A 23,119-nucleotide genomic window follows, 5' to 3' on the forward strand; every position below is an offset into this window, starting at 1 on the left:
GCCGTTTTTTTGTGCCCGGTGTGGTGGCGACAAAAGAGTTTGCTAACGTTTCGATGGCAAACTGATGGTGATACGTCGGATGCCGGAGGAGGTCGCCATGCTCGGCGGGAAGATCATCGGGAGCCTGAAGAAGGACAAGGTGGACCGGCTGCTCGCCCCGGAGGAGATGGACTCCGCCGCCCGCCACCGCGTCATGCGCTTCAAGGAGGCGATGGACGGGGCGATCCTGGAGGCCAACCGCGACGTCTGCCGCCGGCAGATCCCCGCGGTGAACCGCCAGGATCTCCTGCGCATGGTGGTGCGCGTGGCCGAGTTGCGCGCCGATTACATCGAATGCGGGCTGCACATCTCCGAACAGAGGCACCCGACCGTGGCGCAGATCGAGGAGCTGGAACTTCGCCGGCGCGCCTTCGAGGAACTCAAGGCCGCCTATGGCGCGACGGAACGGCTGATCGAACGCGGCTACGTCACAGTCACCGAATGAGCGGCCGCCGGGAGCGGTTCGATCGGATTTCATGGCTGGCATGCAGCGACCGGTGCCGCAGGACCGGTTGAACCGCCGCGACGGCCGGCCATTTGATGCATCGCCCATGATGCGAGAAACACAGATCTGGCCTTCGCTGCACCGCGGAATATCCCATTGACTTGGGACCTTGATGCGGCCACTTCTGTTCCATGCTCAAAACGATTCGAACAGGGCCTATCGGCTCACCCGCCGGCTCCCCTTGAGGGTTTGGCGTCCGAAGTCGTTTTGCCGTGGCGCCAGGGCACGGTGCCGCGGCGCGCCGGGGCGTTGCCCAAGACCCGCGAGAGGAGCGGTGGAACGTCGGCGGACCCGGTGCCGCCGGGCGTGACGCCACCATCAGGACGAACAGCGAAAGGACCAGACAGTATGGATCAGCCCCTTGCAGGAAAAACCATTGCCATCCTCGTGGCCAACGGCTTCGAGGAGACCGAGATGACCGAGGCGCAGCGCGCGCTCCTGAAGGCCGGTGCCACCCTGCGCACCATCTCCCCCGAGCAGGGTCTCGTCAACGGCTGGCACGGCAAGGCCTGGGGCCATTACTTCCCGGTGGACAAGCAGGTCGGCGACGTGCTGGCGTCCGACTTCGACATGCTGCTCCTGCCGGGTGGCGAGCGCAGCGTTGCCAAGCTCCAGCAGTCGCCCCACACCCGCCGCATCGTCGGCCATTTCCTGGATGCCGGCAAGCCGCTGGCGGCGATCGACCATGGCGTGTCGCTGCTGGCCATTCCCGGCAAGCTGAAGGGACGCCAAGTCAGCGCCGACGAGGCGTTCAAGGCCGACCTGGAAGCCGCCGGCGCTGTCGTGGTGGATGAGCCGGTGTCGGAGGTGAACAGCATGGTCACCGCCCGTACGCTGGACGACCTTCCGGCCTTCGTCGAGCAGGTCGTGAAGACCTTTGGCGAGGCGGCGTCGGTTCGCAAGGCGGCCTGACCGCCGCCGGGACCATCTTCGGGGGGCTGGTCCGCAAGATCGACGAAGGGGGCGGCGCGGGAAACCGGCCGCCCCCTTCGTCGTTCCGGACCCTTGTCTCAGCCCGGATCGCCGTGCCCGTCCGGCAGGTCCCAGTAATGGCAGGACACGCGGTGGCCGGGTCCCACCGGCTCCAGTGTCGGGACACTGGAGGCGCAGAAGGGGCGTGCCTTCGCGCAGCGCGCGCGCAGCCCGCAACCGCCCCGCACCAGCACGGCCGGCACCGGATCGCCATCCAGGAACGGCCCGGATGCGCGCGCCGCGGCTAGCATGGCGCGGGTGTAGGGGTGGTGGGCGTCGCGGGGGAGCGTCCCGGCGGGGGCCAGCTCGACCGGCCGCCCGGTCATCATGACCAGCACGCGGCGGCCCACGCGCAGCGCCTGATCCGCGTCCTGGGTGGCGTAGACCAGGGTCAGATGCTCGTCCCGACGCAATTCCAGAAGCCGATCCAGAAACGCCGCGCGGTCATCGCCGTCCAGGCGGGACAGCGGCTCGTCGCAGACGAGCAGCCGCGGCTCCGGGGCCAGGGCGCGGGCAAGGGCGGCGCGTGCCGCCTCCGCCGCGGTCAGGGCGCCGATCCGGCAATCCGCCACCGACGAGGGAAGCCCCACCTTCCGCAGCACATTTGTTACGAATGTGGAACGTTCCGCTTTCGGAATGTCCGGGCGCAGCGCCGCCAGTGATTCGGCGATGTGGTCGCCGATGGTCCGCAGCGGGTCGAACGCGCTGCGCGCGTCCGGGAACAGCATCTGCATCTCGCGCCGCAGCCCGCGCATCGTGGCGTCGTCGCAGGACAGAAGGTCGCGTCCGCGCCACGTCACCTGCCCGGCCGACGCCGGAACGAGGCGCAGCAGCGCACGGGCGAAGATCGACTTGCCGCTGCCGGATTCGCCCAGCAGGGCCAGCGTGTCGCCCTCCGCCAGCTCGAACCCCGCCCCCTCCAGCACCGTCATGCGGGTGGGGCCGACCGGAAAGGAAACGGCGAGGTCACGCACCGACAGCACCGGCGGCCCGGCGGGCGCGGCATCGGCCGCAACCGGCCGGGGTCGTGGCTGCGGTTCGGGAACGAGGCGTCCATGCTCGAGGTGAAGGACGCGGCAGGCCGCCACGTCGAGCCCCGCATCGGGTCGGCCAGCGATGAGGAGCGCCGCCCCTGTCTCCCGCGCCCAGACGGCGAGGCGGTCGAGCATCGCGGCGCGCACGCTGGGGTCGAGCCCGTCGGCCGGCGCGTCGGCGAGGACCAGACGCGGGCCGGCGGCGAGCGCCAGCGCCAGCGCCGCGCGCCAGAGGGCGCCGTCGGACAGGTCGGACGGGTGCAGGGCCAGCCGCCGCGACGCCCCCGTCATCCCCATCCGCTCCAACAACGACGCAGCCTGTTGCAGAACCGGAACAATAGTTGTCCCATGCCCGCCGATCGCCAGGGCTTCCGCGAACAGATCGGCCAGACTGCGGTGCTGAACAAGGGCTGCGGAGGCTCGCTCCGGTATCAGAACGAATCCGGGGCCGGGATTCTCCGGCGCTTCGCCACCACCGGTCAGCGCCCGCCCGTCCAGCGCCGCGGCACCCTCCACCCACACACCCGGCGGCGGCAGTCCGGCGAGCGCGCGCAGCAGCAGACTCTTGCCCGACCCCGCGGGTCCGAGCAGCGCCACCACCTCGCCCGGCGCCACCTCCAGCCCGACGCGGTCGACCAGGGCGCGGGTGCCGCAACCGACCGTCAGGCCTGTCACCGTCAGCCCCGCCGTCAAGGCCGCTCCTCCTCCGCCACCGTCGCCAGCAGTCCGCGGCCGATGCTGTGCAGCGCCAGCAGCAACCCGCCCAGGACAGCCGCCGCCGACGCCAGCATGACCGGATCGCCATGCGCCGCGGCGTTCCCCATCACCGTGCCCAGCGTGCCGGCCCCCCCGACGGCGCCGAACCCGAGGAACCCGGCGAAACACTCGATCACCAGGGCGCGCGGCAGGGCCGGCCAGCCGGCGACCGCCAGACGGGCGGCGGCGTTGGGCAGCAGGTGCCTCCACAGGATGCGTCGTGGCGGGACGCCGGCGGCGTGCGCCGCCGTCACCAGCTCGCGCCGCATCAGCCCGCGCATGACGGCGTGCGCCGGCCCCACGGCCGGCAGGGCGACCACCGCGGCGATGGCGATCAGCAGCCCCGGCAGGTCGCGGCCGAAGGCGACGGCCCCGGCCACCGCCACCAGCGGCAAGGGCAGGATGGACAGCCGGCCGGCGAGACCGGTCGCGGCGCGCTCGAACCACCCGCCGGCCCCGGCCGCGAGCACCCCGATGGCGCTGGCCACGAGGATCCCCATCAGCGCCGCAGCGAAGGCCGCCGCCAGTGACAGCGGCGCTGTGACCAGGGGTGTCACCACGGGGCTGTGATGATCGTCGGGCAGCAGCAGCGATGCCACCAGCAGGCCCAGCACCGCGAGCAGCCCCACTGCGGCCGGCCGCTCCGACGAGAAACGCCGCCATGCCACGCGCACGGGTGACAGCGATGCCGGCGCATCGGGTGACGCGACGCTCATCGCAGCCGCCCCGGCGGGGCCAGCCGGTCGGCCAGCACCGCGCCCGCCGTTTCGATCAGCAGCGCGGTGACCGCCAGCGTGGCCAGTGTGGCCGCCGCCCCGGCGGCCTCGCCCCGCCGAAGATCCTGAACCAGCAGGGCGCCGGCGCCGGGCAGACCGAACAGCACTTCCGCCGCCGCGGCACCGCACAGCACGGCGCCCCCGAGCATGCCGGTCTGGCGGACGAGCGCTGCCAGCACCGGCGGCAGGGCGTGGCGGGTCAGCGCCGCGCGGGCGGACACACCGCGTCCGCGGGCGGCCAGCACCACCGGACCGGCGAGCGCCGCGGCCAGCCGGCCACGCGCCTCCCGCGCGGCGGACGCCGCGACCGGCAGGGCCAGCGCCGCCAGCGCCAGCGCCGCGTCGGCGGTCCCGCTCCCGAAGGTCGTGGCGAGCAGGGCCGCCAGCACGAAACCGGGGAGCGCCGGCCCCAGCCCCGCCAGCCCCGCCGCCGCGGCCCCTTCCAGCGAGCGCGGGTGGAGTGCGGCCGCCAGCCCCAGCGCCGTTCCCGTCATCATGCCGCCGGACAGCGCCCCCAGCGCCAGAGCCAGCGTCACCGGCAGGGCGGCACCGGCCCGCGCCAGCCCGGCCGCCGCGTCGCCGCCCGACAGCACGCCCACGGCGGCACCGGCGGCGAGCAGGATGATGGCGAGGGGAAGCACGGCCCCCGTCCGGCGCAGGGCGTCGGTCAGCATCGCGGGAAGGGGCACATCCGGAAAGGGAAGGGCGGACAGGGGCGGGTCATGCGCAAGGTCGGTCGAAAACGGTCGATCCAGGACGGTACGCGCGCGCCGCCGGCCGCGGCAATGGGAATCCATCAAGGGCATAGGCCGCGCGATCGTTGCGGCACTCCGGTCGGAGGACCACATCGGGGGATGCCGGAAGCATGGCGGCTCCGATGGGGCGCGACGCCCCGTTGCGGTGTTATGCAGGCGACCGAAGCTGCTTTCGAGCCGACGATGACCCTGTTGGCCCCTGCGCCCGACCTTGCCGCCGCCCCCAAGCCCGACGGACTTCTGCTGCCCGGCCGCAACTGCTGGCGGATGGAGCATGCCCACCGCATCGGGGTGGTGATCGACGCCGCCGATTACTTCCGGCTTGCCAAGGAGGCGATGCGCCGGGCGCGCCACAGCATCTATCTGACCGCCTGGGACATGGACGGCCGCATCCGGCTGCGCCCGCAGGACCGCCACCCCGGTCGTCCGGACCAGCTCGACCGCTTCCTGACCTGGCTGGCGGCGCGCCGGCCGGGCCTGCGCATCCATGTGCTGAAGTGGGACTACGCCGAGCTGTTCGACGTGATGCGCCAGACGCCGCCGATGTGGCTGCGCAACCTGCTGACCAGCCGGCGGCTCCAGTACCGGCTGGACGGCGACCACCCGCCCGACGCCTGCCACCACCAGAAGATCCTGGTGATCGACGACGCCCTGGCCTTCTGCGGCGGCATCGACCTGACGGCCAACCGCTGGGACACCCGTGCCCACCGCGCCCACGAGCCGCACCGGCGCCAGCCCGACGGCAAGCCCTACGAGCCGTTCCACGACCTGATGATGGCGGTGGACGGCGACGCCGCCCGCGCGCTCGGCGAGCTTGCCCGCGAACGCTGGCGCCGCGCCACCGGCGAGGTCCTGGCCCCGCCACCACCGGCCCGCCGCGATCCCTGGCCGCCGGGGCTGACGCCGCTGCTGCGCGACCGGCCGGTCGCCATCGCCCGCACCGAGCCGGAATGGAACGGCCGGCCGGCGGTGAACGAGGTGGAGGCTCTCCATCGCGACGCCATCGCCGCGGCGCGTCGGACCATCTACATGGAAAGCCAGTACTTCACCTCGGCCGCCATCGCCGACGCGTTGAAGGCGCGGCTGGAGGAGCCGGACGGGCCGGAGATCGTGGTCGTCAATCCCATCCGCACGCCGAGCTGGCTGGAGAGCGAGGTGATGACCGCGGCGCGGCACCGGCTGGCGGAGACGCTGCGCGCCGCCGACCGGCACGGGCGCTTCCGCATCCTGGCCGCGGTGACCGACGGCGGCGCCTGCATCACCATCCACGCCAAGGTGATGATCGTCGATGACCGAATCCTGCGCATCGGCTCGGCCAATCTGTCCAACCGCTCCATGGGGCTGGACACGGAATGCGACATGGCGGTCGAGGCCGGCGGGCACGAGCCGGAGGCGCGCGCCGCCATCGCCCGCGTGCGCAACGATCTGCTGGCCGAGCATCTGGGCAGCAGCGTGGCGGAGGTGGCGGCGACGCTGGAGGCGACCGGCGGCTCGATGATCCGGGCCATCGAACGGCTCGAACGGCCCGACGGCCGCCGCCTCCTGCCGCTGACCGATCCGGAACCGTCGCCCCTTGGCGCAACGATGATGGACGTCGACCTGTTCGATCCGGAGCGGACGGGCGGGCGTGAGGGGGCCACCGTGGGGGTGCCGTCGCAGATCCCGCGGCGGCGCGGTGTGCAGGCGCTGCTGGCGACGCTGGTCGCTCTGGCCGGGATTCTCGTCCTGTGGCACTACGGCGGGCTCGGCGAGTGGGCGGCGGTGGAGCCGGTGGCCGACGCGCTGCGCCACCTGCGCGACCACCCGCTCGGGCCCCTGCTGCTCATCGGCCTGTATGTGATCGGGGGGCTGGTGATGTTTCCGCTGCTGGTCCTGGTGGGGGTGACGGCCGTGCTGTTCGGCCCGGTGACAGGCTTCCTCACGGCCATGGCGGGGGCGCTGGCGTCGGCGTCGGTGCTGTTCTGGATCGGCCGCGGCATCGGCCGCGCGCCGGCGGAGCGGCTGGGCGGCCGGCTGGTCCGGCGGATCAGCCATGGCATCGCCCGCCGCGGGGCCTTCGCGGTGGCGATGGCGCGCGCCGTCCCGGTGGCGCCCTTCAGCGTGGTCAATCTGGCGGCCGGCGCCTCGCGCATCCGCTTTGGCGACTATCTGGCCGGCACCGCCGTGGGTCTGGCGCCGGGAACCCTGGCCTTCAGCCTGATCGGACACCAGCTTGAACGCACGCTGGTGGACCCGACCGCGCCGGATGTGGCACTTCTGGTGGCAGCGGCCGGTGCCGCCATCGCCCTCGGGTGGGGAGCCGGCTGGCTGATGGGCCGCCTGCGGCACCGCCGGGCCGGGGACACGACGGCAGCCAGCACGACGGCAGCCAGCACGACGGCAGCCAGCACGACGACAGAAGGACCGGAGGACCCGTGATCCGTTTCAGCCGAGACCGCGTCCAGCAGATCGCCGCCGCCCTTCGCGCCGCGCGCGCCGCCCGTGCCGCGCGCCGCACCGATGGGCGCAGCGGCGCGCTGCCCGAGGGGATGGCCGGTTTCACCATCGCCACCTGGAACATCCATTCCTGCGTCGGGCTGGACGCCCGCTTCGCCCCCGACCGCATCGCCGAGGTGATCCGCGACCTGGATGTCGATCTGATCGGCCTGCAGGAGGTCGGCTGGCACCACCGGGGGGAGGCCGGGCTGGACCAGTTCGCCTTCCTCGCCCAGGCGACCGGCATGCAGGCGCACGCCGGCCCCACCAAGCACACCCGCCGCGCCCATTACGGCAACGCGATCCTCACCCGGCTGCCGGTGCGCTCCATGGCCGTGATCGACCTCAGCGTCGGGCTGCGCGAGCCACGCGGCGCCGTCGATCTGGTGGTCGAGGTGGAGGGCCGGGAGGTGCGGGCGATCGCCGCCCATCTCGGCCTCGATCCGTGGGAGCGCGCGACGCAGGTCGCCCGCATCCTCGCCCTGGTCGAGCAGCGGCCCGAGCTGCCGACCCTGTTCATGGGCGACCTGAACGAGTGGACGCCCAACAGCCCGCGCCTGCGCACCCTGGCCGGCAGCTTCGAGGACTGGGCAAGCCCGCGCAGCTTCCATGCCCGCATGCCCACCCTGCGGCTGGACCGCATCTATGTCCGCGGCGGCCTGCGCATCCCCGCTTTCGAGGTGGCGCGCACCACCCTGACCCGCCGGGCGTCCGACCATCTTCCGGTGCGGGCGCTGATCGCCGTTCCCTGATGCCCGTCCCCCAATGTTCGTCGGGCGTTCACTTGTATGACAGGTGGGCCGCGACAGATCGCCACTCCCCTCGCTGCCGGAGACCGTCCCGCAGGCCCTGGCGGCAGGCCGGAAACTCTTGCGTCATAAGCATTTCGTAGCAGGCCCGGTACGGCTGACGGGGGGTAGTCGGACCCTTCACCGCGGCTGGTGCGTTGTTGATTCCGAAGATCAGCGTTGCATTGCAGCAAGCCGTTTGGATAATGCCCGCTTGAACAGTTTGTAGTACGTACAAAATGTTGCCACGCCGCTCCGGCGCACGAGCGACCAGACCATGACGAGGGGCCGTTGCTGTACCACCTGTATGACCTCCAACACGCCGTCCTGCAGCCGGTGCGTCTGATCGCCGGGGCTGCCCAGCACACCTTCCAGAACCCGTTCCTGCCGGCGTCCTACACCGGTATCGGGCGCGCCATGGCGGCGGGCGCCGAGCTTCTGGAGCGTACGACGCGCCGTTTCGACAAGCCCGCCTTCGGCATCAGGACCGCGCGGGTGAACGGCGACGAGGTGGCGATCACCGAGCGGGTCGAGATGGAGACCCCCTTCTGCCGGCTGCTCAACTTCCACAAGGACGCCAACGCCGAGCAGCCGACCGTGCTGCTGGTGGCGCCGATGTCCGGCCACCACGCCACGCTGCTGCGCGGCACGGTCGCCGCACTGGTGCATGACCACAACGTCTATGTGACGGACTGGATCGACATCCGCCACGTTCCGTCGTCCAAGGGGCGTTTCGGGCTGGACGAGTACATCGACCACGTCGTCAACTTCGTCCACCACCTCGGCTCCAACACCCACATCATCGCGGTGTGCCAGCCGGCGGTGCCGGTGCTGGCCGCGACCTCGCTGATGGCGGCCGCGGACGACCCGATCCAGCCGCGCAGCATGACGCTGATGGGTGGCCCGATCGACCCGATGGCGAACCCGACCGTGCCGGTGAAGCTGGGCGCCTCCCGCCCGCTGTCCTGGTTCGAGCGCACGGTGATCACCACCGTGCCGGTCTATTACCCCGGTGCCTTCCGGCGGGTGTATCCCGGCTTCATCCAGCTCTCCGGCTTCATGTCGATGAATCTGGACCGCCACATCGGCGAGCATCTGGGGCTGTTCCGCCACCTGATCCGCGGCGACGGCGAGTCCGCCGAGGCGCACCGGCGCTTCTACGACGAGTATCTGTCGGTGATGGACCTGTCGGCGGAGTTCTACCTGGAGACCATCGAGACGGTGTTCCAGAAGCACGCGCTCGCCAACGGCACCATGAAGTCGCGCGGGCACGCGGTGGAACCCTCGGCCATCCGCAAGACGGCGCTGATGACGGTGGAAGGCCAGCTCGACGACATCTCGGCCCCCGGCCAGACGGTGTCGGCGCACCGGCTCTGCTCCAGCCTGCCGGCGGAGATGAAGACGCACCACCTGCAGGAGGGCGTCGGTCACTACGGCATCTTCAACGGCCGGCGCTGGCGCGAGCACATCATGCCGCGCGTGCGCGACTTCATCCGTCAGCACAACGGCTGACGGTCGGGACGACCGGGGCGGCTGACGGTCGGGACGACCGGGGCGGCCGACGCCGCTCCGGGAACACCCGCCCCGGGAACTCCGGCATGGCTCCGCACGTTGCTACCCTCTGCCCCCACCATCGAGAGCGGGGGGCGCGGGGCGGGAACGGGATCGGGCAGCATGACGGAGTGGATCGCCGGGATCGTCAACAACCTGGGCTATGTGGGGATCTTCCTGCTGCTGGTGGTGGCGCGGGTGATCCCGCCCGTCCCGGCGGAGACGGTGATCCCGCTCGCCGGCATCGGCGCCGCCCAGGGCGATTTCAACCTGATCCTGATCGGGCTGGCGGGCGGGGTGGGTTCCGCCCTCGGCGAGTTCCTGTGGTATCTGCCCAGCCGGCATCTGGGGCCGGATCGCTTCCGCGCCTTCCTGCGCCGCCATGGGCGGTGGATCGCGCTGCGCCCGGATCAGGTGGGCAAGGCGACGGACTGGTTCGCCCGGCGCGGCGGGCTGGCGGTGATGATCTGCCAGCCGGTGCCCGGCGTCCGCACCTTCATCTCCATCCCCGCCGGGGCCTGCGGCATGCGGGTCTGGCAGTTCCTGGTCTATTCGATCATCGGCTCCACCCTGTGGATCCTGGTGCTGGCGGGCTGCGGCTATCTGGCCAAGCGCGGCTGGCCGTGGCTGGCCGAGTGGATCGGTCCCGGCTCGCTGATCCTGTTCACCGTGCCGGTGGTGATCTACGCCGTCCGCGTCGCGCGCTGGCGTGACCCCGCCCCCGACCCTGCCTGACGCGCGGCGGAACCTCGGCCCCCATCGGCGGGTTCTTGCAGTCGACGGAACACGATCGACTTCAAGGACGCCTTCGCCATGACACGGATCGCACAGGGTTCATTGAGCAGGGCAGGGTTCGCCGGGGCGGCCCTGCTGGCGCTGGCCGCCTGCGCGGGCACGGTCCAGCCGGCGGCGGAGCTGGGCGCCTCCCGCGAGGCCATCGCCGCCGCCGAGCGCGCCGGGGCCATGGAGCATGCCCCGGTGGAGCTGCAATCGGCGCGCACCAAGCTGGCCGCGGCGGAGCGTGAATTGCAGGACGGCAACGAGGGTCGCGCCCAGATCCTGGCGGAACAGGCCCGGGTGGACGCCGAGTTCGCCGGCGTGCGGTCGCAGCGGGACATCGCCCAGCGCGCCGAGAGCTCCATCCGCAGCTCCCTGTCCGGCAGCAGCGCCCCCACGCCCGATACGGGTGCCATCGGGGGTGCCACGGGCAGCGCCGGCAGCACGCTGCCGGGGACGCGCGGCGGCACCGGCTGGGGCACGGGCCAGTAACGAGGGGAGGAAACGATGACGATGCTCCGCACAATTGGTGCCCTGACGCTCGCCGCCGGCACGCTGGCCGCCTGCGCCGGCACCACCGAGACCGCCGGCCTGCAGCAGGCCACCGCCGCCTACCAGGCCGTGTCGACCGACCCCGCGGTCACCGCCAACGCGCCGCTCGAGGTGCGCCGGGCGGAGGAGGCGCTGCGCCGCGCCCAGGCCGCCGCAGCCGAGGGGGAGAGCGAGCGGACGGTCAACCACCTGTCCTACCTCGCCACCCGCCGCGCCCAGATCGCCGAGGAGACGGCCGGGGTGAAGCGGGCGCAGGCGGTGGCCGCGAACCCCAACGAGGTGCGGCTGGCCGTCCGCAACCAGGAGCTGGAGCGCCAGCTCCGCGACCTCCAGGCCCGGCGCACCGAGCGCGGGCTGGTGATGACGCTGGGCGACGTGCTGTTCGCCACCGGCAGCGCCGACCTGACGGCCGGAGCCGAGACCCGCATCCAGCGGCTCGCCCGGTTCCTCGAAGGGCAGCCGGGCCGCACGGTGCGGATCGAGGGCTACACGGACGCGACCGGCTCGTCGGAAACCAACCTGCGCCTGTCGGAACGCCGTGCGGAGTCGGTGCGCGCCGCGCTGCTGGCCCAGGGCGTCAACCCCACCCGCGTCACCACCCGCGGCTTCGGCGAGGCGCAGCCGGTCGCGTCCAACAGCACCGACGCCGGCCGCCAGCAGAACCGCCGGGTCGAGATCGTCATCTCCGACGACGGCCGCGTGGCGGAGACGCGGTGACGGCGCGCCGACGCCGGGCCTTTACTCCGCCGGCCCGGTGTCGGAGGACCTTCAGCCGACGAGGCTGTCCAGCGACACGAAACGGTCCTCCATCTTGCGCGCTTCCTCCTGGTGGACCTTGAAGACCTTCTCCTTGATCGCGTTGGAGGCGACGAAGTCGGTATAGGCCCGTTCGAGATGGGCACGGTAGCGGGCGGCCAGCGCTTCGTCGTCGCTCAGATCCTCGATGCCCTCGTCCCGCGACAGATAGTCGTGGAAGCGTTGCAGGATGTGCAGCCGGTTCACGTGCACGATGCGCTGCTCGTAGGCGACGCCGAGGAAGCGCAGGAAGTCCTCGGCGGTGTCGAGGTCGTCGAGATCGTCCTTGAAGCTCATGGACCCGGTCCTTCTCATCCGTGGGAAGCTGTCAGTTGGCGCGCCGCGGGCCGTCTCCGGCAGCGCACAGGTCGTTGTCGCAGGCGTTGCCGCAGGTCTCGCACACCACGCCGGTGAGCGGTTCCAGCCGGGCGCGCTCCTCGGCCGTGTGGGCCTCCAGCCTCGTCTCGATGCGGTTGATGTGGTCCATCAGGCAGGAGATGGCCTTGCCCACCGGGTCCGGCATCAGATGGTGGTCCAGGTCGATGCCCACCTCGGCCAGCCGCTGCCGGCTGTCGCGCCGCACGATGCGGCCGGGAATGCCCACGACCGTCATGCCGTCCGGCACGTCCTTGGTGACCACCGAGTTGGCGCCGACCCGACCGTTGCGCCCCACCGTGATCGGCCCCAGGATCTTGGCCCCGGACCCCACCAGCACCCCGTCCATCAGCGTCGGGTGACGCTTGCCCTTGTTCCAGGAGGTGCCGCCCAGCGTGACCCCGTGATAGATGGTGACGTCATCCCCCACCTCCGCCGTCTCGCCGATCACGACGCCGGCGCCGTGGTCGATGAAGAAGCGGCGGCCGATGCGCGCACCGGGGTGGATGTCGATGTTGGTGATGGCGCGGGCGAGGTAGGACAGGAAGCGCGCCGGCCAGCGCAGGCCGCGCAGCCACGCCTCGTGCGCGATGCGGTGGACGATCAGCGCGTGGATGCCGGGGTAGCAGGTCAGCACATCGACGGTGTTGCGCGCGGCCGGATCGCGATCGAACACGCAGAGCACATCCTCGCGCAGGAGCTGCCAGATGCCGGGCTTGCCGGCGTCCCGGATCGGGGTGCTGTCCACATCCATCATCGGGGCCATCGGTGCATCTCCGGCCGGAGGTTGGGCCCTCACGCGTCGACCGTCAGGTCGCGGTGGAAGGCGAGAAGCTCGTCCGCCGTCGGCGGGCGCTTGGCGCGGGTGGCGAGGGCGCGCACCCGCGGCAGGATGGCGGCGGCGGCGCGGTCGTCCACGGACACGCCCAGTCGGTCATAGGCCATCTTCACCGCCGCGGTGCCGGAATGCTTGCCCAGCACGATGCGGTGCTCGCGCCCCAACTCGGCCGGGTCGAAGCCCTGGTAGGTGGCGCGGTCGCGCAGCAGCCCGTCCACATGGATGCCGGCCTCGTGGGTGAAGACGGCGTCGCCGACGATGCTCTTGTTGACCGCCACCGGCCGGTTGCTCGCCAGCTCCACCAGGGCGGAGATGGCGCCCAGCGCCTTCGGCGCGATTCCGGTCTCGCGGTGGTGCAGCATCTTCAACGCCATCACCACCTCCTCCAGCGGCGCGTTGCCGGCACGCTCACCCAACCCGTTGACCGTGGTGTTGACGTGGGTGGCACCGCCCAGCACCGCGGCCAGCGCGTTGGCGGTGGCAAGGCCGAGGTCGTCGTGGCTGTGGATCTCGATCTCCAGATCGGTCGCCGCGGCGATCCGCTCGATGCAGGCGCGGGTCTGGAATGGGTCCAACACGCCGAGAGTGTCGGCGAAGCGGAAGCGGCGGGCGCCGGCCTTCTGCGCCGTCTCCGCCGCACGGATCAGGAAATCCTGGTCGGCGCGGCTGCTGTCCTCGCCGCCCAGGCTGACGTCGAGCCCGAGGTCGCGGGCTTGGCGGATGCGGCGGTCGATTTCCGCCAGCACCCAGTCGCGCGAGCGGCGCAGCTTGCGGGTGATGTGGATGTCGGACACCGGCATGGACAAATTGACGAAATCCACCCCGCAATCGAGGGCGGCGCCAAGATCGGTGTCGTGCATGCGGCACCAGACCATCAACCGCGCCTTCAGGCCAAGGGCCGCCACCGCGCGGATGCCGTCCCGCTCCTCCTCGCCCATGGCGGGGATGCCGATCTCCAGCTCCGGCACGCCGGCCTCGTCCAGCGCGCGGGCGATGGCGGTCTTCTCGTCGATGGTGAAGGCCACGCCGGCCGTCTGCTCACCGTCGCGCAGCGTGGTGTCGTTGATGGTGACGAAGGCGGGCTGGCGCATGGGGTGTGTCCTCATCGGGCCCCCACCCGACCCTCCCCCACTCTCACGGGGGAGGGCTTTTCTTCCCCCTCCCCCGTCGACGATGGGGGAGGGCCGGGGTGGGGGCCGGGTGCAGCAACCTTACGAATAGACCGGCGCGAACTCCTTCGGCCGGGCGGCGTCCTTGGCCCAATAGGGCGACAGGCCCCGCAGCCGGTCGATGATGCCGGGCACCACCTTGATCACGGCGTCGATCTCCGCCTCCGTCGTGTCGCGCGACAGGGAGAAGCGGGTGGCGCCGTGGGCGGCGGTGTAGGGCACGCCCATCGCCCGCATCACATGGCTGGGCTCCAGCGAGCCCGAGGTGCAGGCCGAGCCGGAGGAGGCGGCGATGCCGGCTTCGTTCAGCAGCAGCAGGATCGCCTCGCCCTCGATGTACTCGAAGGCGATGTTGCAGGTGTTGGGCAGCCGGTGGTCCGGGTTGCCGGTGACGAAGCAGTTGGGCACCGCGGCCAGCAGCGCCGTCTCCAGCTTGTCGCGCAGCGCCTTCACCCGCGTGTTCTCGTCGGTCATGTGGACGAGGGCGAGCTGTGCCGCCGCCCCCAGCCCGACGATGCCCGGCGCGTTCTCGGTGCCGGCGCGGCGCGAGCGCTCCTGGTGGCCGCCGCGCAGCATCGGGCGGAAGCGCAGGCCACGCTTGACGTAGAGCGCGCCGATGCCCTTGGGCGCGTGCAGCTTGTGGCCGGACAGCGACAGCATGTCGACCGCGCTGTCGGCGAGCTTCATCGGGATCTTGCCGACCGCCTGCACCGCGTCGGTGTGGAACACGGCGCCCACGCCCTTGGCCAGCGCCGCCAGCTCCTCGATGGGGAAGATCGTGCCGGTCTCGTTGTTGGCCCACATGATGGAGACGATGGCGACGTTCTCCGACAGCGCCTTCCTGTAGGCGTCCATGTCGAGGTCGCCCTTGGCGTCCACCGGGATGCGGTGGATGGTGTAGCCGCGCTTCTTCTCCAGATAGTCGCACAGCGCCAGGATGGCCGGGTGCTCGACCACGCTGGTGACGATCTCCTTCTTCTTCGGGTAGGCCTCGATGGCCGACAGGATGGCGGTGTTGTCGCTCTCCGTCCCGCCGGAGGTGAAGACGATCTCGCTGTCGTGGGCCGCACCCAGCAGCGCCTGCACCTGCTTGCGCGCCCACTCGATCTTGCCGCCGACCGCGGCCCCGAAGCCGTGCATCGAGGACGGATTGCCGAAATGCTCGGTGAAGAGCGGCAGCATCTCCGCCAGCACGTCCGGATCGACGCGGGTGGTGGCGTTGTTGTCGAGATAGATCCCGGTCATGGCCTCACACCCCCGCCGGCATGAGGGAGGCGGGCTTCACCCGGACGAACTCGCCGAGCTTCTCCACCAGCTTCATCTGCACGCCCATCATGGTGCCGGCCGACTGCGAACAGCCGGAGCAGGCGCCGGACAGCCGCACGTAGATGTCCTTGCCGTCGATGTCGACCAGCTCCACGTCGCCGCCGTCCTTCTGGACCTGCGGGCGGATCTCCTCGATCGCCATCATGATGGCCTGCATGCGCTGCACGTTGGTCATCTTCGATGCCGGGGCCGGGGCTGCCGCCTTCGGCTTCAAGGGCGTGATGGCGTCCAGCCCCACTGTGCCGGGGGCGTGGCTCTTGGCGGGCTTCAAGGCACCGGTCTTGGCGAGCACGGTGTCCAGCACATCCTCGATCTTCTCGTGGCAGGTCTGGCAGGAGCCGCCGGCCTTGGTGTAGTGGGTGACCTCCTCCAGCGTGGTCAGGCCGTTGACGGTCACCGCGCGCTCGATCATCGCCGCGTCGATGCCGAAGCATTTGCAGACCAGCTCGCCTTCCTCGTGGTCGTCGTCCCACTCCTCGCCCTTGTAGGCGGCGATGGCGGCGCGCAGCGCCTCCGCCCCCATCACCGAACAGTGCATCTTCTCCGGCGGCAGGCCGCCCAGATAGTCGGCGATGTCGCGGTTGGTGAGCGCCAGGGCCTGGTCCACCGTCTTGCCGATGATCATCTCGGTCAGCGCCGAGGAGGACGCGATGGCCGAGCCGCAGCCGAAGGTCTGGAAGCGCGCGTCCTCGATCACCTCGGTGTCGGGGTTGACGGTCATCATCAGCTTCAGCGCGTCGCCGCAGGTGATGGAGCCGACCTCGCCCACCGCGTTGGCGTTCTCAAGAACGCCCGCGTTCTTCGGGTTGAAGAAGTGTTCCTTGACCTTGTCGGTGTAGTTCCACATGACGGCTTGCCTTTCCGGGTTGACCGGGCGTGGGACGGAAGGGGGGGCGGGGCGGCTCAGTGGGTCGTGCCGCAGCCGCCGGCCGACGGCGTGCTGGAGCAGGAACCCGCGGGCGATGCCCCCGACGAGAAGGACTTGCCGCAGCCGCAGGAGCCGGTGGCGTTGGGGTTGTCGAACTTGAAGCCCGCCCCCTCGATCCCCTCGACGAAATCAACGACGACGCCGGTCAGCAGCGGCTGGCTCGCCGGATCGACGAAGATGGTCACGGGGCCGAAGGACAGCACCGCGTCCTCCTCGCCCGCTTCGGATTCCAGGCCCATCTGGTACTTGTGGCCGGCGCAGCCGCCATCGAGCACGGCGATGCGCAGCCCCTTGGCCGCGGCCGACTTCGCCAGCACCCGCTCCAGAGTGGTCACCGCCGCATCGGTCAAGATCACCATGTCCAACGCTCCTCGCACACTGGTCCGAACGATTGCCGAGGTATAAGCAAGGCGCGGGCCAGTTTCCTAACAAGTTGGAATTGCTGGGATTGTCGGATCCTGCCGGGGTGCGACACACTGGCGCGTTTCCGACATTGTTGGATTCTCGACAGGCCGGGACGGGTGGATCCCCGCCAATCTGCGGCGGAACGACGCAGGCCCCTGCGGCCCCTTGCCGGCTGGCGCGGGCCGGCCATAACCATGGAAAATGTAGGGTCATGACGGCGGCCCGCCGAAGGAGATGGACATGGAACGCCCCATCGAACTGCGCATCTCCAACGGCCGCATGGCCTTCGGCGACGTCCCGGAGCATGTGGACGAACGGCTCCAGGCCGCCGTGCAGGCCCGCGGGAATGCGGCGGAGTGCGAGGCCCTGCTGTGGGAGGCGCACCGGCTGGCGCCCCGCGTGCTGCCGGTCTTCTACGCGCTGTACAAGTTCTACTTCAACCGCAAGCGGCTGGACGAGGCCGAGCGCGTCGCCCTCGTCGCCCTCGACGTCGCCGCCCAGCAGATCGGCATCCCCGCCGACTGGCGCCAACTGACCGCCGCCAGCGCCGACTGGACGGCGGAGGGACCGCAACGCTTCTTCCTCTTCACCATGAAGGCGCTCGCCTTCATCACCCTGCGCCGCGACCGCCTGCCCGACGCCTTGGCGATCCTCGCCAAGCTGGCCGAGATCGACCCCGGCGACCAGGTCGGGCACGGGGTGATCGCCGCGATGGCGCGGGGGGTGGAGGGTGAAGGGTGAAGGGGCGTAAGGCTGCGATCACGCCCGAATACCCCAACCGCCTGACATTGGCCCGTTCCTGATGAGTTGCGCCTGCCCGTCACGTTGTGTGGCAGGGCGGAGAACGCCTCACACCGTGCGAACGGTCTGACGAGGCATTCCACCCCCGTCTGGGAGACTGCGACAGGTTGACACGGCGCTGTCCCGGCCGGGGCCGGTGAGCATATTACTGTATGCTCATTGACGAGCGTTTTTCGAAAGTGACGTCCCCATGCCCTCGTCCCTGACCATCCGCATGAAGCTGCTCGGCTTCGTCGTTGCCGCCGCCTTGGCAAGCGTCGCCATTGCCGGCGCTGCCCTCCATCTGAACTACGGCCGCATGCATCATGACCGCGTGGAAGCCCTGCGCTTCATGGTCGAGGCGGGGCACAGCATGGCGGTCCGGTTCGAGGCCGAAGCGGCGGCGGGGCGGATGACGCGGGAGGAGGCGCAGGCCCGGTTCAAGGAGGCGCTGATCGCCATCCGCTACAGCGGCGCGGAGTATCTGTTCGCCCACAGCTACACCGGCATCGGCTTCGCCCATCCCAGCGACAAGCTGATGGGCAAGGACGTCAACGGCATCAAGGATGGGAACGGCACGCCGATCATCCCGGCGATGGTGGCGATGGTGAAGAGCCAGGGGGAGGGCACTTACGTCTACGACTGGCCGCGCACCGTCGGCGGCAGCGATCTGGCGCCCAAGCTCGCCTACGCCAAGGCATTCGACCCGTGGGGCGTGTTCATCGGCACCGGCGTCTTCATCGACGACATCCGCGCCGCCTTCATGACCCAGCTCTGGACGCTGGTGGGCGTGGTCGCCGCGGTGGCGCTGCCGGTCGTCCTGCTGCTGGCGCTCGCCGGGCGCAACATCAGCCGGACCATCAGCGCGCTCGCCCTGCGCATGCGCGCACTGGCCGGCGGCGACCTCGGCGTCACCGTGCCGGAAGCGGACCGCGGCGACGAGCTGGGCGCCATGGGCAAGGCGCTGATGGTGTTCAAGGAGAACGCCGTGGAGAAGGCGCGGCTGGAGGAGCGGCAGGCGATGCTCGCCCGCCGGGCCGAGGAGGACAAGCGCACCGCCATGGCGGAGCTGGCCCGCAGCTTCGAACAGACGGTGGGCGGGGTCATCCGCGTCGTCGCCGAGGAGGCCGGCAGCATCGAGGCCCACGCGCAGCGGATGGTCCAGGTGTCCGACCGCACCGGGCAACTGGCGGCCACGGTCGCGACCGCCACCGAGGAGACCTCGGTCAACGTGCAGACCGTGGCGTCCGCCGCCGACCAGCTCTCCAGCTCCATCGCCGAGATCAGCCGGCAGGTCGGCCAGTCGTCGGAGATCGCCCGTGACGCCGTCGGCATCGCCGAGCGCGCCAACGGCAAGGTGGAAGGGCTGGCGGTCGCCGTGGAGCGGATCGGGGCGGTGGTGGAGCTGATCAACTCCATCGCGTCCCAGACCAACCTGCTGGCGCTCAACGCCACCATCGAGGCGGCGCGCGCCGGCGAGGCGGGCAAGGGCTTCGCGGTGGTCGCCGGTGAGGTCAAGCAGCTGGCCAGCCAGACGGCCAAGGCCACTGGGGACATCGCCGCCCAGGTGGCGAACGTGCAGGCCGTGACCGGCGATGCCGTGGCCGAAATCCGCGACGTCGTGCGCATCATCGGTCGCGTCAACGAGGTCGCCGCGTCGATCGCGTCGGCGGTGGAGGAGCAGGGGGCGGCGACGCGGGAGATCAGCCGCAACGTCCAGCAGGCCGCCGCCGGAACGCAGGGCGTCTCCGCCAACATCGCGGAGGTGAGCGCCGCGGTCGGCTCCAGCGGGATCGCCGCCAACGAGGTGCTGGCCTATGTCCGGCAGCTCTCGACCCACGCCGACGCGCTGAGCGGCGAGGTCGCCCGCTTCCTCGGTGGCCTGCGGGCGGCGTGACGGCGCCTACCCCTCCGCGCCGAAGCACACCGTTCCCGCCGCGCACCCGTCGCAGTCGGCCACGCGGCAGGCGAGAAGGCCGTCGCGGGCGCAGAGCAGGCGGTAGAGCATGGTCCGCCACCGGGTCCCCGAACGGTTGCGCGCGGCCAGCGGTTCGAAGTGGCGTTCGAACATGGCGGTGAGCTGGCGCCGGCCGGTGAGGCCCAGGTCGCGCCACAGCGGCCCGTCGTCCAGGCAGGCGCGGGCGACCATGGCGGCCAGCCACGCCTCCTCCTCCACGCCGACGGAGCGGTGCTCCAGCAGGATGTCGGCGAGGTCGGCGGCCTCCGCCGCCAGCAGGGCCGGCAGGGAGCGGTGGGTGGGTCCCGGCGTGTGCCGCCGGTCGCACAGCGCCATCGGGAAATAGCGGCCCATCAGGGCGATCAGCCCCGCGGTGTCCAGCCCCAACGGGTCGGGTTCGCCGGCATCCCGGCCGGCCGGCCAGCGGCGCGCAAGGATGCAGGCGAACAGGTGCGCGTCCACGACGTTGCACCGGGTCTGGTGCGACGTCAGCCAGCGGTAGAGGGCGTCCGGGCCGTGCGGCTGGGCGGGCATGTGCATGTCCATGGGCGCGCCTCCGCCGGCGGCTTGGCCTGGCCGGGAACGGCCAGAGGCCGGTGGATCAGGCGGCCAGAGGCCGGTGGGTGATGCAGCTCTTGGAGCAGACCTTGGCGCAGCTCTCGCAGCCGATGCAGTTGGCGCCTTCCTTGACGCTCATGACCTTCTTCTCGGCCTCGTCGTCGAAGGCATCGACGATGTCGCCGTCCTCGGTGATGCCGATCAGCTCCAGCACGCCGCGCCCGCAGACCTTGAAGCAGCGGCCGCAGCCGATGCACTGCTTCTGGTCGATGTCGTCCACGAATTTGGGCGTCCAGGCCTTGCCGCCGCGGGTGGTGCCGCTCACGAACTCGCTCATCGGGGTGCTCCTCGGGTTGTCGTCGGGTGGGTGGGGGAAGTGTCGGTTGTGAGCCCCCACCCAAACCCTCCCCCATCGTCGACGGGGGAGGGCTTTAACCGGGGAGGGGTGGAGGGGGCGTGCGTCACGCCGTCTCCAGCGCCTTCAGCTCGGCGCGCTTCTCGGCCAGCGCCTTGTGGGCGTCGTAGGCCTCCTGCGCGACCTCCAGGATGGACTCCCACTTCAGCGGCAGCTCCTCCGACAGGTCGTGCAGGTCCATCTTCTTCGCGGTGGCGCGGGCGTTCAGCTTCTTGATCTCGTCCTTGATCGCGGCGGCGTCGGCCATGGCGGCGGTCCTCGAAAAGGGTGCTCAGAGATTGGCGGGCTCGGGGAACTTCTCGATCAGGGCCACGGCTTCGCGCACGACCTTCGCCCCTTCCGACGACAGCTTCTCGATGGACGGGTAGCCGTAGCGGTGCACGTCGCGCAGATGCTTGGACACCACCACCAGACGGCCGGTGGTCAGCACCATGCGGCCGAAGCCCTCGTGGCTCATCTTCATGATCGGGGAGGCCATCAGGCCGGTCAGCTTCTCGATGGTGATGCCGACGGCCTTGTAGAACAGCTCCAGCCGCCACAGCACGTCGGGGTCCGGGTCGCCGATGATGGGCAGGGCGGCGCGCGCCTCCTTGTCGAGGATGTAGGGGGCCAGCACCGTCTCGTCGCTCTTGCCCTCCCAGGCGCCGTAGGTGTCCTCGGCGCGGTAGAGCAGGGTCAGGTTCTTCAGGAAGATCTGGTCCAGATCTTCCGCCACGGTCACGTCGGCCACGGGCGTCACTCCTCGTCGTCGAAATCGATGGTCTTGGGTTCGTTCTTCGCCAGCGCCTTGCGCAGCCAGGGCGGCGGGTTGCCCTTGATGGTCTCGACCAGACGGTCGAGCAGGGCGGTGATGGGCTCGGGGGTATCGACCTTCACCGGATGGATCTTCTTGGCGACCACGCGGGCTGCGGCCGAGGCGCCGATCGCCGACAGATAGACGATGGCGCAGTCGTGGATCGCCTCCAGCTTCGGGACCAGCTTGTCCTCGTTGCCGTCCTCGAACATCGATCCGCCGAACTGGCAGGTCTCCACCAGTGCATAGCCGTCGGTGTTGACCTCGTAGATCATGATGTTCTTGGCCCAGCCGAAATGGGCGTCCAGGGTCTTCAGATCCTGGGTGCAGAAAGCGACCTTCATCATTCCTCCTTTGCGCGGGCCTCCTTTGCGCAGCTGGTCGTCGGTGTCGACCAGCCTCAGCCGGCGCTGCATCCGCATGACCCGCCTCCACAGCCGCCGTCCTGGTGGTGATGCTCGTCGCCGTCCGTGTGGTCGTGCCCGTGCGCGTCATGATCCATCTCGGCGGCGAGGAAGCGGTTGCCGATGGCGAACAGCGTCTCCCGCGTGCCGCGGTAGCCGACATTGACGGTCAGCCCGGCGCCCAGCCGGTCGAACATCGGCAGCCCCATCCGATGCAGCGGCACCCCCAGCCGCGCCGCACCCTGGCGCCCGTGGCTGTTGGAGACGATGAGGTCGGCGCCGCTCGCCAGCGCCTCCACGTCGGAATGGTCGCCGACCAGCACGGTGCGCGCGCGGATCTTCTCCAGCACCGGGGCCTGGGTTGGCGACACGGCGGCGACCACATCGGCGCCCATGTCGTTGAGGAAGCCTGTGACGGCGTAGAGGAGGTCCGGCTCCAGCGCCACGGCGATGCGCTTGCGGCTGAAGAAGAAGTGTCCGTCCAGCATGCCGTCGACCAGGCTCTCGCGCTGGCGGCGCAGCCGCGCCGGCACCGGCCGTCCGGAGATCTCCGACAGGGTGCGGATGAAGCGGTCGGACGCCTCAAGCCCGGTCAGCCGGTCGAAGAAGGCGGTCGGCACGTCGGTCTTCAGCTCCAGTGCCGCCGCGGCGACGCGCATGTGCTCGCCGATGGCCAGCGTGATCTCCGACGCGCCCATCGCCTTGATCTGCTCGATGGTCGTGCCGCCGAGCGAGGTGGGGGCGAAATCGGTGGGCTGGCGGCCGCACATGGACAGGGACAGGTCGGGCAGGATGATCGGGTTCAGCCCGAAGCTCTCGACGATCTCGCGCAGCTCTTCCACGTCGCCCGGCGTCAGGTGGCAGCCGGCGAGGATGTTGACCTGCCCCTTGACGGTCAGCGGCACCGGCTGGGCCAGCGTCTCGACGATCCCGGTCACCGCGGCGGCGAAGCCGTCCTCGAACCCGCCGGCGAAGTCGGGCGTGTTGACGAAGACGAGGTTCAGCGGGTCGAGCTTGGGGTTGCGCTGGCGGAAGGTGGCGTAGGCGCCCGCCATGTCCTCGCCCTTGGTCTCGGTCACCCCGGTGGTGCAGACGCCGATCAGGGCGGGCTTCATCCGCTCGTCGATGTTGCGGATGGCCTCCTCCAGGTTCTCGTAGCCGCCGAGGATGGTGGCCACCTGATCCATGGCGGTGGTCTGGAGCGGGATCGCCTCGCGGAAATGGCGGACCAGAAGAACGAGGCCGAAGGCGGTGCAGCCCTGGCTGCCGTGGAACAGCGGCAGGCAGTTGTCGATGCCGAGGAAGGCCAGCGCGCCGCCCAGCGGCTGGCTCATCTTCAGCGGGTTGACGGAGCAGGCCTTGGCGGTGGTGGGGAAACGCTGGATGTGGCTCATGG

Annotated in this window: 25 protein-coding genes; 10 read left to right on the forward strand and 15 right to left on the reverse strand. The window is 70.7% G+C overall.

Annotated elements, in window-relative coordinates; all coding sequences use genetic code 11:
• The first annotated feature begins 64 nt into the window (after positions 1–64).
• Positions 65–484: a hypothetical protein gene (locus tag HL658_RS11645; RefSeq protein WP_246337474.1), complete on the forward strand. Its 420-nt coding sequence runs from the start codon at positions 65–67 to the stop codon at positions 482–484.
• Positions 485–892: 408 nt separating this feature from the next.
• Positions 893–1,456 carry a DJ-1/PfpI family protein gene (locus HL658_RS11650; RefSeq protein WP_180281891.1) on the forward strand — a complete coding sequence of 188 codons (564 nt, stop codon included), beginning with the start codon at positions 893–895 and terminating at the stop codon, positions 1,454–1,456.
• Positions 1,457–1,554: 98 nt separating this feature from the next.
• Here the strand turns inward: HL658_RS11650 and HL658_RS11655 are convergent, their stop codons facing one another.
• Genes HL658_RS11655 through HL658_RS11665 form a run of 3 tightly spaced genes read right to left on the reverse strand, consistent with a single transcriptional unit; the run spans position 1,555 to position 4,756 of the window.
• Positions 1,555–3,243 carry an ABC transporter ATP-binding protein gene (locus HL658_RS11655; protein WP_180281890.1) on the reverse strand — a complete coding sequence of 563 codons (1,689 nt, stop codon included), beginning with the start codon at positions 3,241–3,243 and terminating at the stop codon, positions 1,555–1,557.
• Complete coding sequence (locus HL658_RS11660) at positions 3,240–4,022, reverse strand: ABC transporter permease subunit (protein WP_180281889.1); 783 nt, start codon at positions 4,020–4,022, stop codon at positions 3,240–3,242. Before HL658_RS11660 ends, HL658_RS11655 begins: the two co-directional genes overlap by 4 nt.
• Positions 4,019–4,756: an ABC transporter permease subunit gene (locus HL658_RS11665; protein WP_180281888.1), complete on the reverse strand. Its 738-nt coding sequence runs from the start codon at positions 4,754–4,756 to the stop codon at positions 4,019–4,021. Before HL658_RS11665 ends, HL658_RS11660 begins: the two co-directional genes overlap by 4 nt.
• A 264-nt stretch (positions 4,757–5,020) precedes the next feature.
• On the opposite strand from HL658_RS11665, the gene HL658_RS11670 reads away from it, so the two are divergent.
• The 6 genes from HL658_RS11670 (at position 5,021) to HL658_RS11695 (ending at position 11,697) form a co-directional block, all read left to right on the forward strand.
• Positions 5,021–7,255, forward strand: a complete 2,235-nt coding sequence (locus HL658_RS11670; protein ID WP_180281887.1) for a VTT domain-containing protein — start codon at positions 5,021–5,023, stop codon at positions 7,253–7,255.
• Positions 7,252–8,064, forward strand: coding sequence for an endonuclease/exonuclease/phosphatase family protein (locus HL658_RS11675; protein ID WP_180281886.1), 813 nt, complete (start codon positions 7,252–7,254; stop codon positions 8,062–8,064). The genes HL658_RS11670 and HL658_RS11675 overlap by 4 nt, the downstream gene beginning before the upstream one ends.
• Before the next feature lie 327 nt (positions 8,065–8,391).
• A complete protein-coding gene (locus HL658_RS11680) occupies positions 8,392–9,612 on the forward strand; it encodes a polyhydroxyalkanoate depolymerase (RefSeq protein WP_180281885.1) in 1,221 nt (406 codons plus the stop codon).
• 162 nt (positions 9,613–9,774) lie between these two features.
• Positions 9,775–10,386 (forward strand): DedA family protein, encoded by a 612-nt coding sequence (locus HL658_RS11685; RefSeq protein ID WP_180281884.1) that lies wholly within the window; start codon positions 9,775–9,777, stop codon positions 10,384–10,386.
• Positions 10,387–10,464: 78 nt separating this feature from the next.
• Positions 10,465–10,920 (forward strand): DUF4398 domain-containing protein, encoded by a 456-nt coding sequence (locus HL658_RS11690; RefSeq protein ID WP_180287633.1) that lies wholly within the window; start codon positions 10,465–10,467, stop codon positions 10,918–10,920.
• Between the two features lie 15 nt (positions 10,921–10,935).
• On the forward strand, positions 10,936–11,697 hold the full coding sequence (locus HL658_RS11695; RefSeq protein ID WP_180281883.1) for an OmpA family protein: 762 nt from the start codon (positions 10,936–10,938) through the stop codon (positions 11,695–11,697).
• 51 nt (positions 11,698–11,748) lie between these two features.
• Here HL658_RS11695 and nifW read toward each other — a convergent pair whose 3' ends face one another.
• From nifW to HL658_RS11725, 6 genes are all read right to left on the reverse strand, one after another.
• Positions 11,749–12,072 (reverse strand): nitrogenase-stabilizing/protective protein NifW, encoded by a 324-nt coding sequence (nifW, locus tag HL658_RS11700; protein ID WP_180281882.1) that lies wholly within the window; start codon positions 12,070–12,072, stop codon positions 11,749–11,751.
• 31 nt (positions 12,073–12,103) lie between these two features.
• Entirely contained in the window at positions 12,104–12,916 is an 813-nt protein-coding gene (gene cysE, locus HL658_RS11705; RefSeq protein ID WP_425485331.1) for a serine O-acetyltransferase, read from the reverse strand.
• Positions 12,917–12,945: 29 nt separating this feature from the next.
• Positions 12,946–14,079, reverse strand: a complete 1,134-nt coding sequence (gene nifV, locus HL658_RS11710; protein WP_180281881.1) for a homocitrate synthase — start codon at positions 14,077–14,079, stop codon at positions 12,946–12,948.
• Positions 14,080–14,199: 120 nt separating this feature from the next.
• Positions 14,200–15,402, reverse strand: coding sequence for a cysteine desulfurase NifS (gene nifS, locus HL658_RS11715; RefSeq protein ID WP_180281880.1), 1,203 nt, complete (start codon positions 15,400–15,402; stop codon positions 14,200–14,202).
• 4 nt (positions 15,403–15,406) lie between these two features.
• Entirely contained in the window at positions 15,407–16,330 is a 924-nt protein-coding gene (gene nifU / locus HL658_RS11720) for a Fe-S cluster assembly protein NifU (protein WP_180281879.1), read from the reverse strand.
• Positions 16,331–16,386: 56 nt separating this feature from the next.
• A complete protein-coding gene (locus HL658_RS11725) occupies positions 16,387–16,770 on the reverse strand; it encodes a HesB/IscA family protein (RefSeq protein ID WP_180281878.1) in 384 nt (127 codons plus the stop codon).
• A 286-nt stretch (positions 16,771–17,056) separates the two neighbouring features.
• Between HL658_RS11725 and HL658_RS11730 the strand changes: the two genes are divergently transcribed.
• Together HL658_RS11730 and HL658_RS11735 are read left to right on the forward strand one after the other, a co-directional pair.
• Entirely contained in the window at positions 17,057–17,557 is a 501-nt protein-coding gene (locus tag HL658_RS11730) for a hypothetical protein (RefSeq protein WP_180281877.1), read from the forward strand.
• 250 nt (positions 17,558–17,807) lie between these two features.
• Positions 17,808–19,493, forward strand: coding sequence for a methyl-accepting chemotaxis protein (locus HL658_RS11735; RefSeq protein WP_180281876.1), 1,686 nt, complete (start codon positions 17,808–17,810; stop codon positions 19,491–19,493).
• A 6-nt stretch (positions 19,494–19,499) separates the two neighbouring features.
• Here the strand turns inward: HL658_RS11735 and HL658_RS11740 are convergent, their stop codons facing one another.
• From HL658_RS11740 to nifN, 6 genes are all read right to left on the reverse strand, one after another.
• Positions 19,500–20,099, reverse strand: coding sequence for a nitrogen fixation protein NifQ (locus HL658_RS11740; RefSeq protein ID WP_180281875.1), 600 nt, complete (start codon positions 20,097–20,099; stop codon positions 19,500–19,502).
• 55 nt (positions 20,100–20,154) lie between these two features.
• The gene (fdxB, locus tag HL658_RS11745; protein WP_180281874.1) at positions 20,155–20,448 is read right to left on the reverse strand and encodes a ferredoxin III, nif-specific; all 294 of its coding nucleotides are present in this window, start codon (positions 20,446–20,448) and stop codon (positions 20,155–20,157) included.
• Positions 20,449–20,572: 124 nt separating this feature from the next.
• A complete protein-coding gene (locus HL658_RS11750) occupies positions 20,573–20,773 on the reverse strand; it encodes a CCE_0567 family metalloprotein (protein ID WP_180281873.1) in 201 nt (66 codons plus the stop codon).
• A gap of 24 nt (positions 20,774–20,797) precedes the next feature.
• A complete protein-coding gene (locus HL658_RS11755) occupies positions 20,798–21,265 on the reverse strand; it encodes a NifX-associated nitrogen fixation protein (protein ID WP_180281872.1) in 468 nt (155 codons plus the stop codon).
• Positions 21,262–21,741, reverse strand: a complete 480-nt coding sequence (gene nifX, locus HL658_RS11760) for a nitrogen fixation protein NifX (protein WP_246337475.1) — start codon at positions 21,739–21,741, stop codon at positions 21,262–21,264. The genes HL658_RS11755 and nifX overlap by 4 nt, the downstream gene beginning before the upstream one ends.
• Complete coding sequence (gene nifN, locus HL658_RS11765) at positions 21,720–23,117, reverse strand: nitrogenase iron-molybdenum cofactor biosynthesis protein NifN (RefSeq protein WP_180281871.1); 1,398 nt, start codon at positions 23,115–23,117, stop codon at positions 21,720–21,722. The genes nifX and nifN overlap by 22 nt, the downstream gene beginning before the upstream one ends.
• Positions 23,118–23,119: the final 2 nt, after the last annotated feature.

Source organism: Azospirillum oleiclasticum (genome assembly GCF_013423485.1).
Taxonomy (GTDB): domain Bacteria; phylum Pseudomonadota; class Alphaproteobacteria; order Azospirillales; family Azospirillaceae; genus Azospirillum; species Azospirillum oleiclasticum.